Here is a 12,647-nt window from a genome sequence, read left to right on the forward strand (position 1 = left end):
CAACGGGCCACGGTCGGTCAGTGTAACGACGTTTCCGGCATAGATCCGGCCGCCGAGGCGGTCGGATTGCATTGTTCCGCAGACGATCGTTGAAGCGACGTACCGGCACGCAACGACCGGGCACTGTCGACGCCCGGCAGAGCCGCATGCCCTATCGCTTGATCGCCCTTCCCACGGCGATGAGGATGCAGGCGCCGATGAAGCCGGCGATCAGGTATCCGAGCCAGCCGCCCAGCGATACGCCGACGAGGCTGAGAATGAGATTGGCGACGAAAGCGCCGACGATCCCCAGTATGATGTTCATGAACACGCCCATATTGGACTTCATGAACATTTCGGCGAGCCAGCCGGCGAGCCCGCCGATGATGATGGCTGCGATCCAGCCGATACCTGCGTCTTCCATTCCATCCTCCTGGGTTGCACGCTGAGGATGAGACTAGGGCGCGCCGTCCGCGATTCAACCGGTAACCTACGGAAAGGTCTCGATCAGGAAAGACGGGGCCCCGTCCGATCGGGGCCCCGTCCGCGTCAGACGTAGCGGTTGACGACGTTCTCCAGGTATTCCTGTCGACCGGACTTCGGCTCGGGATTGACATCGTCCCGCTCCACCCTTGCTGCGATGTCTTCCAGCTTGAAGCCGCCGGCGAGCATCTTCTTCGCCTCCGCCCCGTTCCAGCCCGCATAGCGGTCGTCCAGCGGCTTCGACAATGCCTTGTCCTCGATCATCTTCGCCGCTGCCTTCAGGCCACGGGCGCAGCAGTCCATGCCGCCGATATGGCCGATCAGGAGGTCTTCCGGGTCGATCGACTGGCGGCGCAGCTTGGAGTCGAAATTGGTGCCGCCCGTGGTGAAGCCGCCGCCGGCGAGAACCTGATAGTAGGCCAGCGCCATTTCCGGCACGTTGTTGGGGAACTGGTCGGTGTCCCAGCCGGACTGGTAGTCGTTGCGGTTCATGTCGATCGAGCCGAGGATGCCGAGCGCGTTCGCCAGCGCCAGCTCGTGCTCGAAGGAATGGCCGGCGAGAATGGCGTGGCCCTGCTCGATATTGAGCTTCACCTCGTTTTCCAGGCCGTACCGCTTGAGGAAGCCGTAGACGGTGGCGACGTCGTAGTCGTACTGGTGCTTGGTCGGCTCCTGCGGCTTCGGCTCGATCAGGATCGCGCCCTTGAAGCCGATCTTGTGCTTGTACTCGACGACGAGGTTGACGAAGCGGCCGAGTTGGTCGAGCTCGCGGCCGATATCGGTGTTCAGCAGCGTCTCATAGCCCTCGCGGCCGCCCCAGAGCACATAGTTCTGCCCGCCGAGCCGCTGCGTCGCGTCGATGCAGGTCTTCACGGTCGCCGCGGCGAAGGCGAAGACGTCCGGATCCGGGTTGGTCGCGGCCCCGCCCATGTAGCGGCGATTGGAGAAGAGGTTCGCCGTGCCCCAGAGAAGCTTCACGCCGGTCTCGGCCTGCCTCTTCTCGAAGTGGTCGACGATCTCGTTGAGGTTCTTCGTGTTCTCCGCGAAATTCCTGCCTTCCGGACGCACGTCAGCGTCGTGGAAGCAGTAGAACGGCGAGCCGAGCAGCTGGAAGAATTCGAAGGCCACGTCCGCTTTCAGTTTGGCCGCCTTCATCGAGTCCTCGAACCACGGCCGCTGGAAAGTCTGCCCGCCGAACGGGTCGCCGCCCGGCCAGACGAAGGTGTGCCAGTAGGCAACGGCAAAGCGCAGGTGGTCCTCCATCCGCTTGCCGAGCACGACCTCGTCCTTGTCGTAGTGGCGGAAGGCCAGCGGATTGGTGCTCTCCGGTCCCTCGTATTTGATCTTGGGCGTATCGCCGAAAAAGCCTGTGCTCATGGGTTCCTCCTTGGATGGATGTTGGAATTCGTTGTCTCATGGTCGGTGTACGATGGAGCCCCCTCATCCGCCTGCCGGCACCTTCTCCCCGGTGGGGAGAAGAGGGATGTGGCAGCGCCGCGGCATGCCCACCTCTCCCCTCGGGGAGGGGGGGTGAGGGGGTTGGACTCAGCCTGTCACCGCATCGCGGATCGCCGGATAAAGCCTCCGATATCGCCCATAGGCCTCCTCGTAGGCCGAGGCCAGCGATGCGTCCGGTTCGATCGTCTCGGCCGTCGCAGGCGTCTGGCAGACGGCCACCGGATCGCTTCCCGTTGCCGCGATCAGCCCGAGCCGGGCCGCCCCGAAGGCAGCGCCGAAGTCGCCGTCGCCCGGCACGTCCACCGGCAGCGACAGCGCAGTCGCGATCGACTTCAGCCAGTAGCGCGAGCGCGAGCCGCCGCCGATCGCCGTGACCCGCGAAAGGTTGGTGCCGGCAAGGCGCAGCGCCTCGAGGCTGTCGCGGATGGCAAACGAAACCCCCTCCAGTACCGCCTGCGTCAGCACCACCCGGTCACTCTCGTGGCCAAGGCCAGCAAAGGCGCCGCGGATCGCGGCGTCGTTGTGCGGCGTGCGCTCGCCGGAGAGATAGGGCAGGAAGGTGACGCCGGAGGGCGCCTTCAGCCCCTCCCCGAGTTCCGCGGTGAGGTCGGCAGCCGACGCGCCGGTGATGCGCGAATGCCAGTTGAGCGCATCCGTCGCCGACAGGATCACGCCCATCTGGTGCCAGGTGTCCGGCAGCGCATGGCAGAAGGCGTGAACGGCGCTTGCCGGGTTCGGCAGGTAGCTGCCATTGGCCGCAAAGAGCACGCCCGAGGTGCCGAGCGAGACGAAGGCCGCCCCGTCGCTGACCGTCCCCATGCCGCAGGCGGAAGCCGCATTGTCGCCCGCACCGCCGGCGATCACGACGCCGGAGCCGAGCCCCCAGCGGGCGGCGAGTTCGGGACGCAGCGTGCCGGCACTGTCGGTACCTTCCACGAGGTTGGGCATCTGCCGTTCCTCCAGCTCGGTGGCCGCCAGAAGGTCCGCCGACCATCGGCGCGCGCCCGTGTCCAGCCAGGAGGTGCCGGCCGAATCCGACATTTCCGACATATGCTCGCCGGTCAGCCACAGGCGCAGATAGTCCTTGGGCAGAAGCACCCAGCGCACCTGCGCAAAGATGTCCGGCTCGTTGTTCTTCACCCAGGCGAGCTTGGGCGCGGTGAAGCCGGGGAAGACGATGTTGCCTGTGATCGCCCGGAAGCGCGGATCGGCATCCAGCGCGGCCGCCTCCACATGGCTGCGGGTGTCGTTCCACAGGATGCAGGGGCGCAGCACCTGGTCCTGCCGGTCGAGCAGCGTCGCCCCGTGCATCTGGCCGGAAAGCCCGATGCCGCGCACGGCGGCGAGCGCTGCGGGATGGGCCGCCTTGAGCGCGTCGAGCGCTTCCTCGGTGGCGCGGACCCAGTCGGCCGGTGCCTGCTCCGACCAGCCCGGATGCGGCCGCGACACGGTAAGCGCGCCGTTCGCCGAGCCGATGATCTGCTGGCCGTCGTCGATCAGCATCGCCTTCACGCCCGACGTGCCGAGGTCGATTCCGAGATACATGGGCTGGTCCTCCTATGCTTCTGCCGCCCGCGCCGTCCCGGTCTCGTCGAGGGGCTGCGGCAGGTTTTCCTTGATGAAGATGTCGATGCGGATGCGCTCCTGGGCTGCGATCACTGGCAACCCGTCAGCCTTTGCCCGCAACACGCGGATGGCACTGCGAACCTCGTGGCCGGCATCCTGGTTCAGCACGGCGTCGATGACGCCACGTTCGAGACCGAGGCGCGTCGGCTCGGTGATCTCGTGGGCGATGACGCAGACGTCACCCCGACCGGCAGCCTCGAGCGCCGCGACCAGGCCCGCATTGCCCGCCCCGAGGCTGTAGATCCCGGCAAGCTCCGGATGGGCCACCAGGCACGCGCCGACAAGCGCACGAGCCCGCTCCGGCTCGTCCTGGCCTTCCAGAACGTCCAGCACCTGCCGCCCTCCTCCGGCCTCGGCCATCAACGCGCGAAAGCCCTCCAGGCGCTCCCGGTGGTCGCGCACCAGCATCGAGCCGGCAAGAACCGCGACCGCTCCCGGGCGGGCGCCGAGGAAGCGCGCCATCAGGCTGCCCGCGGTGCGGCCCGCGGCCAAGTTGTCGACGCCGCAGAAATGGTCACGCGCGGACGCGGCGAGATCGGAAACGAGCGTCACGAAGGCGATACCGGCCGCCCGCGCGCGCCCGATCGCCGCGGCGACCTCGGGCGCATCGACGGCGACGGCGGCGATGCCGGCCACGCCCTCGGCGATCGCCGCATCGATCGCCTTCGCCAGCGCGGGCGCATCGAACGGGGGAACGTGGACGACGGCGATGCGGGTCCGCTCGAAGGACGAACGGGTGGCGGCCAGGCGCACCTCCGCCTCCAGCCCGCGCATGAACGGGTTCTCGCCTTCCGGAATGATGAAGACCAGCGGATAGACCCGCCCCTTGGCGAGGTTGGCGGCGGCGACGTCGCGCACGTAGCCGAGCCGCTCGATTGCCTCTTCGACCCTCGCCCGCGTCACCGCGCGCACGCCGGGACGGCCGTTCAGGACCCGGTCCACGGTCGCGAGGCTGACGCCCGCCTTGGCAGCGATGTCGTGGACGGTCGGTCGCATGATGTCCTCCGCGGCGACCATTAGCGATATTTCTGATGTACGTAAATCAGAAATTTCGCCAAACCATCCGGAACGACCACGCGACCCGCTCGAACGACCCTACGGCGCAGGCCCAAGAGGCTTGCTGAAGGCGTTGGTGAAGACCACGTCGCCGCGGTCGCCATAGGCCCGCGCCAGCACGACGTCGAGGGCGTCGTCGGTGACCCGCGCGACCACGAAGCCGCCCATGTAGGAGGCAATCGGCTTGAACAGGTCATGCCCCTCGGCACGATAGATCATCGGCGTCGGATGCTCGTGACCGTGGAAGATGCCGATGACGTTGGTGTCCCTGATCGCGTCCAGGAGCGCCTGCCGGTCCTCCTCCGTCCACCAGTGCGCAGCCCCCGCGCCATGGTCGTCGAACGTCCGGGCAGCGGGGTCCCACCGTTCCAGCGAGAACGGATCCCAGCCGTAGTGCTGGAACAGCACCACCGGGCGGCCGTCGCCGGCATAACTGGCGAGATCCTGCTTCAGCCAGTCGATCCCGCTGACGGCGCCCTTGGAACGGTCGCCGCCGAAGCGCTGCAACTGGACGAGATGCAGCCCGCCCCAGTCCCAGGAATAGTTGTCGGAAGGCACGTCGTAATTGGTCACTGGCACCGGCGGCTTATAGAACACCGACGTGCGGTGATTGAGCTCGACATAGTCGCGCAGCTCGCGGCGATAGAAGTCGATATGCGGCGGCGCGCCGTCCTGGTCGAGATCGTGGTTGCCGAGCCCGGCATAGACGGGAAAATGCAGCTGGTCGAGCCCCGTGCCCTGACGGTAGCGGTTGGCGAACTGCTGCAGCTGCCAGCCCTCTCCGGGTATCTTGCGCTGCCCGCCGCCGTCGTCGGTCATGTCGCCGCCGATGATCACCCCGTTCGGCGGGCGGATCGGGGTGCCGGCGCCGCGCAGCCCGCTCGCCACCCCGTCGATCATGCGCGGCCAGTCCTTCTTCGCGATCTCGTTGATCGCCCGCACATGGCGCACGAGGTTGGCGTCGGTCTTGCCCTCGGCCTCGCAGTTCGGGCTGAGCCCGTCGGCGGTTACGAGGCAGGCATGGATGTCGGCGGCGAAGACGAACGTCGCGTCGACCTTCGGCCACGGATTCTGCGCGTGCGCCGGAAGGCCGGGTAGCATGCCCACCGCGGCGGCACCGGCCGCGCCTGCGATAAACGTACGCCGCGAGAGCGGCGAAAACGGGGGAAATGCCATGCTGCCACCGGGTTGTTGCCGAAGATCAGCGCATCCTAGAACCGAGGCGGGGGCGTCGTACAGCCCCCAGACGAGTCTGGCCGGCGAGCTCGGCGTCAGTGCCCGCCACCACCCCCGCCGGTGCGTGGCTGTGGCCTGCGGATCATCGTCACGCACAGGAGCATTCCGGCGAACAACACCGTCAGCAGCATGAACACGTCGCTGAAGGCCATGACCATCGCCTGCCGCTCCACGAGGTTGACCATCTGCCTGATGGCCGCGGTCGCCCCGTCCAGCCCGTGCGCGGTATAGTTGGCCGCCATGTTGTTCATCTGCTCGACCGCCTGGGGGCTGCCCCAGTCGACGTGCTCGCGCAACTGCATGTAGTGCACGTCCTGCCGCGTCGTCAGCACCGTGTTGATGACGGCCAAGCCCACCGCCCCGCCGAGGTTGCGGGTCAGGTTGTAGAGGCCGGATGCATTGCGGATGCGGGCCGGCGGCAGTGTGCCGAGGGCGACGTTGTTGATCGGCACCATGCACATCATCAGCCCGAAGCCGCGCAGGATCTGCGGAATGAACAGCTCGTAGAAGTCCCAGTCAGCGGTAATGCCCGTCATGATGTAGGTGCCGGCGCCGAAGGAGATGAAGCCGATCGACATCATCACCCGCGGATCGAGCTTGTTCGACAGGATGCCCGCCACCGGCGCGGTGAAGAACATCGCCAGGCCCGAGACGAACATGGTCTGGCCGATCATCAGGGAATCGTAGCCGCGGATGTGCCCGAGATAGACCGGATAGAGATAGGTCAGGCCATAGAGACCGATGCCCATGATGAACGAGAACATCGAGCCGAAGGCGAAGTTCCGGTCGGAGAAGGCCTTGAGATCCACCACCGGAAACTCGACGTTGAAGGCGCGCCAGAAGAACACGAGCGCGCCCGTGGCTGATGCGATCGCCCCGATGACGATGTATTCGTCGTTGAACCAGTCGTTGCCGTTGCCCTCTTCCAGCACGTATTCCAGCGCGCCGAGGAAGATCGCCATCGAGGCGAGCCCCCACCAGTCGAACTTCTTCATCAGCGACCACTCCGGCTTGTCGAAGTCGATGAAGTTCCAGGCGACGATGGTGACGATGACGCCGGGCACCAGGTTGATCAGGAACAGCCAGTGCCAGGAAAACGCATGGCTCAGATAGCCGCCGATCGTGGGACCGATGGTCGGGGCCAGCGTCGCGATCAGGCCGATCAGCGGATTGACGATGCTGCGCTTCGACGGCGGAAAGATCGTGAAGGCGGCCGCAAAGACCGACGGGATCATGCCGCCGCCGATGAAGCCCTGGAGCGCGCGGTAGACGATCATCTGCTCGATATTGGTCGCCGTGGCGCAGAGCACGCTGGCGAGCGTGAAGCCGGCGGCGGAAATGGTGAAGAGGTAGCGCGTCGAGACAATCCGGGCGAGCGTGCCCGACAGCGGGATCATGATCACTTCGGCGATCAGGTAGGCGGTCTGCACCCAGGCGATCTCGTCGGTGCCGGCGCTCAGGCCCGCCTGGATCTCGGAGAGCGAGGCGGAGACGACCTGGATGTCGAGGATGGCCATGAACATGCCGAGCACCATGGCCAGGAAGGCGATCAGCCGCTTCGGATCCATGGTCTCGGTCGCAGGCGCTGCGGGTGCTATGCCCTTGCCCGGTATGGCGGTGGTGGCAGACATGCTCGGCTCCGCTGGCGCATACCCATGGGATCAGAACCGGAGGGGCATTGCGCCGTCATAGGGGTCCAGCTGCCACCCCGCGCTATCGACGGGGCAGGCAGCTTCGGTTCATGCCGGCGCGGCAAGGCGCCCGGCATCGGAAGGAGGCTTACCGGCCTGACCGGTCAGGCACCCGGATGCGGATGCCTTACGGCTCGGGCCTTGAAATGCTGCGCGCCCGTCATGGGCGCGCAGCACTCACTTTCCCGCAACGGTGCCTGCCTCTGGAGCCGTGCGAGTATCGACATCGACGACCACGCTGAGGCCGGCCCGCAGGCGACCGCTGTCGAGCGCCGCCGGCGGCAGCGCGATGCGAACGGGCACGCGCTGGATGATCTTGGTGAAGTTGCCGGTCGCGTTCTCGGGCGGCAGCAGCGAGAAGACCGAGCCGGAGGCGGGCGCGATCGACTGCACCGTCCCCGTGATCGGATCGTCGTCATAGGCGTCGACGTAGACGGTGACCTTCGAGCCGGGTACGAGATGCTGGATCTGCGTTTCCTTGAAGTTCGCGTCGATATAGAGTTCGCGGGACGGAACCAGCGCCATCAGCCTCTGGCCGGGCGAGACGAGGTCACCAACCTGGACGGATCGGTTGCCGACGACGCCGTCGTAGGGCGCCTTCAGCACCGTGAAGCTCAGGTCGCGCGCGGCCTTGTCGCGCTGCAGTTCGAGCGTGCGGATCGAGCCTTCGGTTTCCTTGCGCTGCGCTTCCAGCAGCGTGACATTGGCCGTTGCCGACACGATGGTCGCCTCGCCGCCGGCCAGGTTCGCACGGGCCTGGTCGAGCGCGACATTGGCGGTATCGAGGTCGGCCGTGGTACCGACGGCCTTCGACTGCAGGTCGCTCGCACGCGTCTGGTTGATCTGCGCGCCGCGCACGGCCGCCTCCAGCGCCGACTTCTGCGCCTGCGCCTGGGCGAGCGAAGCCCGTGCCCCGTCGATCTGCGCGTCGATGCGGTGCAGTGAGAGCTGAACGGTCTCGATCTGCGCATTGGCCTGGTCGAGCGCATTGCGGTAGTCGCCGTCGTCCAGCGTCACGAGCACGTCGCCGGCCTTGACCAGCTGATTGGCGACAACATCGACCTTGGCGACATAGCCGGTGACCTTCGGCGAGATCGTCGCGATATCGCCCTCGACATAGGCGTCGTCGGTGGAGACCATGAAGCGGCCCGTCGTCCACCAGTCGTAGCCGTACCAGGCGCCGCCGGCGAGCGCAGCCAGAAGCAGGATGGGCAGCAGGCGACGCTTGCCGCCTGACTTTGCGGCAGGAGCTGCCGGCGCGGGGGGAGCCTGCTCGACGGTCGCCGGGGCGGCGGGCTGCGGTGCCGACGGGGCTTCGGCCACCGGCTGCGCCTCCGCGGTCTCGGCGATGAAATCGTCGTCGACGGGGCGGACCTTGGCTTTGCTCGTGCTTTTTGGGACGGACATCTGCTCACCCGGAAAATGTCAGGAAAAGGTGAATTTCACTGAACTGAACCGTTCAGTTCGATTTGACATAGTCCCAAAACTGATCCATATCAAGAGCAAATCGAACCGCGCGGTTCGAAAATATGATCTGGCAGGAGGTTATGCAAAACGCGATGGCGACGGAGTTAACAAAAGACTCCCGCGAAGACTGCGCAACGCCGCAGGGCGGGCGCCGAGCCGCAGGGGAGGATCCAGTCAAGCGCGAGCAGATTCTCGACGGCGCCAAGCGCGTTTTCATGGAGCAGGGCTTCGACGCCGCCAGCATGAACGACATCACCCGGGCTGCCGGGGTCTCGAAGGGGACGATCTACGTCTACTTCCAGAACAAGGAAGACCTGTTCGCCGAGCTCATCCAGCGCGAACGCTTCCGCATCACCGAATCCGCCCGCCACGCGCTGAACCCCGACCTCACCGTCGCCGAAGCGCTGCACGATTTCGGCGTCCTGTTTGCCCGCCACATTTCGTCCGAATACACCATCAAGGCCATGCGCATGGTGCTCGCCGTCAACCAGCGCATGCCCACGCTCGCCTGCGGCTTCCTCTCCGCCACGCCGATGAACCCCGTATCCGTCCTGAGGGACTATCTCGACCGGCAGGTTGCCGGCGGGCGGCTTGCGATCGACGATACCGAGCTCGGCGCCCGTCAGTTCCTCGAACTTGCGACCGTGGGCATTTTTAAGCACCGCCTGTTCGGCACGATGCCGTCCCCCCCACCCGACGCCGAGATCGAACGCATCGTCACCGGCGGCATCCGGGTCTTCCTCGCCGCCTACGCCACGCCGCAGTCCTGACGACGGCTGCGCGATCGGCCGGCATCACGCATTTTTGATCCGGATGGCGTCCAGACGGCGTAGTTTGTGCACGTAGGCGAGCGCGATTGCACCAGCATCGGCTGTCGCCGTCTTGCAACCTCTCTGATTCTCCATACATACCTGCCTCACCAAACCCTGAAACCGGAGAGGAAGATATCGGATGGAAAGCATCCTGGTCCTGATGCAGAGCCCAGAAGCGTGGATCGCTCTTATAACGCTGATCGTTATGGAGGTGGTTCTCGGCATCGACAACCTGATCTTCATTTCCATCCTCACCAACAAGCTTCCACCCGAACACCGGGTCTCGGCCCGACGTATCGGCATCGGCCTGGCGCTCGTCATGCGCCTCGCTTTGCTCGGCACGATCGCCTGGATCGTCAAGCTGACGGCGCCGGTGTTCGAACTCTTCGGTCACGGATTTTCCTGGAAGGACATGATCCTGATCGCCGGCGGCCTCTTCCTCGTCTGGAAGGCGACCAAGGAGATCCATCACAACGTCGATCCCGACGACCACAACGAGGACTTCATCGCCTCTTCGGTCAATGCTTCGTTCGGCGCCGCCATCGGCCAGATCCTGCTGCTCGACCTCGTCTTCTCGGTCGACAGCATCATCACCGCCGTCGGCATGACCCCGCACCTGCCGATCATGGTCGTGGCCGTGGTCGTCGCCGTCACCGTCATGCTGGTGGCCGCCACCCCGCTTGCGAACTTCATCGAGAAGAACCCGACCATCGTCATGCTGGCGCTGGCCTTCCTGCTGATGATCGGCACCACGCTGATCGCCGAAGGCATGGGCTTCCACGTGCCCAAGGGCTACGTCTACGCCGCCATGGCATTCTCGGCGCTCGTCGAAGTTCTGAACATGGTGTCGCGCAACGCGCGCCTGAAGAACAAGCCGGGCAACCAGAGCCTGCATTGAAGGCACCCCCTGAATGCGACCATGAAAAGGGCCGGCGAGTGAACACTCGCCGGCCTTGAGTTGTCTGGGAAGCGGTGGCGCAGGCCGGACGGGTAAAGGAGCTCGACTGCCGTTTCGTTGGCCGCAGGAAGAAACCGGAAAAATCCCTGCGTTCTCCATCTCCGCCGTGTCCGGTTGGCACGGCCGCGCCACCCGTGCGGATAATGATGCCGGAACGATATGGTTCCGGCCGCCTTGGCCCTCAATCGGCGGCCCTTGACGCGCCGGATCGAATGTGGTCTCACCCGACCCCAAACGGAAAGCTCCGGATCCGCCGCTTTTTCGGCGGAAATTCGGGCGTTCCCTCCCTTAAAAGCATGAGCCGATCACGCGGAAATCCCTCCTGCGGACGGCTTCACCGCATTTCGACCGGGCCAAACGAACATGAGCACCTCCGCACCGAACGCCCCCGTACGCGTCCGCATCGCCCCCTCGCCCACCGGCGAGCCCCATGTGGGCACGGCCTATATCGCGCTGTTCAACTATCTCTTCGCAAAGAAGAACAACGGCACCTTCATCCTGCGTATCGAGGATACGGACGCGACGCGTTCGACCCCGGAGTTCGAGACGAAGGTGCTGGATGCGCTGAAGTGGTGCGGGCTGGAATGGTCGGAAGGTCCGGATATCGGCGGCCCCTACGGCCCCTACCGCCAGTCAGACCGCAAGGAGATGTACCAGCCCTACGCGCAGGAACTGCTCGACAAGGGCCACGCCTTCCGTTGCTTCTGCACGCCCGAGCGGCTCGAGCAGATGCGCGAGGCCCAGCGCGCGGCCGGCAAGCCGCCGAAGTATGACGGCCTGTGCCTGCATCTGAGCGCCGAGGAAGTCACCTCGAAGATGGCCGACGGCGAAACGTCGGTCATCCGCATGAAGATCCCGGCCGAAGGCTCCTGCGATTTCATCGACGGCGTCTATGGCGACGTCTCGATCCCGTGGGATTCGGTCGACATGCAGGTGCTCATCAAGGGCGACGGCATGCCGACCTACCACATGGCCAACGTCATCGACGACCATCTGATGAAGATCACCCACGTCGCCCGCGGCGAGGAGTGGCTGGCATCGGTGCCGAAGCACATCCTGCTCTACCGCTATTTTGGCTGGGACCAGCCGGTGTTCATGCATCTCTCCCTGATGCGGAATGCCGACAAGTCGAAACTGTCGAAGCGCAAGAACCCGACGTCGATCTCCTATTACTCGGCGCTCGGCTACGTGCCCGAAGCGCTGATGAACTTCCTCGGCCTGTTCTTCATGCAGATTGCCGAAGGCGAGGAACTGATGACGATGGCGGAGCTTACAGAGAAGTTCGACCCGGAGAACCTGTCGAAATCCGGCGCCATCTTCGACATCCAGAAGCTCGACTGGCTGAACGGCCGCTGGCTGCGCGAGAAGTTTTCCGAAGAGGAATTCGCCGCCCGTGTACTCAACTGGGCGATGGAGAACGATCGCCTCAAGGAAGGCCTGAAGCTTTCCCAGTCGCGCATCACCAAGCTCGGCGAACTCCCCGAGCTTGCGGGCTTCCTGCTGAAGTCAGATCTCGGGCTGGAGCCGGCCGCCTTTGCCAAGGTGAAGTCGACCCCGGAAGAGATCCTGGAGATCCTCAACACCGTCCAGCCGGATCTGGAAAAGATCTTCGAATGGAACGTCGAAAGCATCGAAGCGGAACTGCGCGCCATCGCCGAGCGCATGGACAAGAAACTGAAGGTGGTGTTGGCACCCCTCTTCGTTGCCGTCTCCGGCTCCTCGCGCTCGCTGCCGCTGTTCGACAGCATGGCCATCCTAGGCCGCTCTGTCGTACGCCAGCGCCTGAAGGTGGCCGCCAAGGTGGTCGCTTCGATGGCGGGGGGCGGGAAGTAAGGGAATTCGCGACGCGCTCCCTCCCCCTTGTGGGGAGGGTTGGGGAGG

10 protein-coding genes are annotated in these 12,647 nt (G+C 65.3%); 3 read left to right on the forward strand and 7 right to left on the reverse strand.

The window, feature by feature from the left end; all coding sequences use genetic code 11:
• Positions 1 to 151 precede the first annotated feature (151 nt).
• The 7 genes from GGQ64_RS13175 to GGQ64_RS13205 all read right to left on the reverse strand — a co-directional run bounded on the left by GGQ64_RS13175 (position 152) and on the right by GGQ64_RS13205 (position 8,936).
• Positions 152 to 403, reverse strand: coding sequence for a GlsB/YeaQ/YmgE family stress response membrane protein (locus tag GGQ64_RS13175; RefSeq protein ID WP_183804914.1), 252 nt, complete (start codon positions 401 to 403; stop codon positions 152 to 154).
• A gap of 125 nt (positions 404 to 528) precedes the next feature.
• Positions 529 to 1,839 carry a xylose isomerase gene (gene xylA / locus GGQ64_RS13180; protein WP_183804916.1) on the reverse strand — a complete coding sequence of 437 codons (1,311 nt, stop codon included), beginning with the start codon at positions 1,837 to 1,839 and terminating at the stop codon, positions 529 to 531.
• Positions 1,840 to 2,007: 168 nt separating this feature from the next.
• Positions 2,008 to 3,465 carry a xylulokinase gene (xylB, locus tag GGQ64_RS13185; RefSeq protein ID WP_183804918.1) on the reverse strand — a complete coding sequence of 486 codons (1,458 nt, stop codon included), beginning with the start codon at positions 3,463 to 3,465 and terminating at the stop codon, positions 2,008 to 2,010.
• A gap of 12 nt (positions 3,466 to 3,477) precedes the next feature.
• Complete coding sequence (locus GGQ64_RS13190) at positions 3,478 to 4,542, reverse strand: LacI family DNA-binding transcriptional regulator (protein ID WP_183804920.1); 1,065 nt, start codon at positions 4,540 to 4,542, stop codon at positions 3,478 to 3,480.
• 99 nt (positions 4,543 to 4,641) lie between these two features.
• Positions 4,642 to 5,778, reverse strand: coding sequence for a metallophosphoesterase (locus GGQ64_RS13195; protein WP_183804922.1), 1,137 nt, complete (start codon positions 5,776 to 5,778; stop codon positions 4,642 to 4,644).
• Between the two features lie 95 nt (positions 5,779 to 5,873).
• On the reverse strand, positions 5,874 to 7,469 hold the full coding sequence (locus tag GGQ64_RS13200; protein ID WP_183804924.1) for a DHA2 family efflux MFS transporter permease subunit: 1,596 nt from the start codon (positions 7,467 to 7,469) through the stop codon (positions 5,874 to 5,876).
• A 237-nt stretch (positions 7,470 to 7,706) separates the two neighbouring features.
• Positions 7,707 to 8,936 carry an HlyD family secretion protein gene (locus tag GGQ64_RS13205; RefSeq protein ID WP_183804926.1) on the reverse strand — a complete coding sequence of 410 codons (1,230 nt, stop codon included), beginning with the start codon at positions 8,934 to 8,936 and terminating at the stop codon, positions 7,707 to 7,709.
• Positions 8,937 to 9,076: 140 nt separating this feature from the next.
• On the opposite strand from GGQ64_RS13205, the gene GGQ64_RS13210 reads away from it, so the two are divergent.
• From GGQ64_RS13210 to gltX, 3 genes are all read left to right on the forward strand, one after another.
• A complete protein-coding gene (locus GGQ64_RS13210; RefSeq protein ID WP_183804928.1) occupies positions 9,077 to 9,766 on the forward strand; it encodes a TetR/AcrR family transcriptional regulator in 690 nt (229 codons plus the stop codon).
• 181 nt (positions 9,767 to 9,947) lie between these two features.
• Positions 9,948 to 10,706: a TerC family protein gene (locus GGQ64_RS13215; protein ID WP_183804930.1), complete on the forward strand. Its 759-nt coding sequence runs from the start codon at positions 9,948 to 9,950 to the stop codon at positions 10,704 to 10,706.
• A gap of 423 nt (positions 10,707 to 11,129) precedes the next feature.
• Positions 11,130 to 12,599, forward strand: coding sequence for a glutamate--tRNA ligase (gltX, locus tag GGQ64_RS13220; protein WP_183804933.1), 1,470 nt, complete (start codon positions 11,130 to 11,132; stop codon positions 12,597 to 12,599).
• Positions 12,600 to 12,647 lie beyond the last annotated feature (48 nt).

This window comes from Mycoplana azooxidifex (assembly GCF_014196765.1).
Lineage (GTDB): Bacteria > Pseudomonadota > Alphaproteobacteria > Rhizobiales > Rhizobiaceae > Mycoplana > Mycoplana azooxidifex.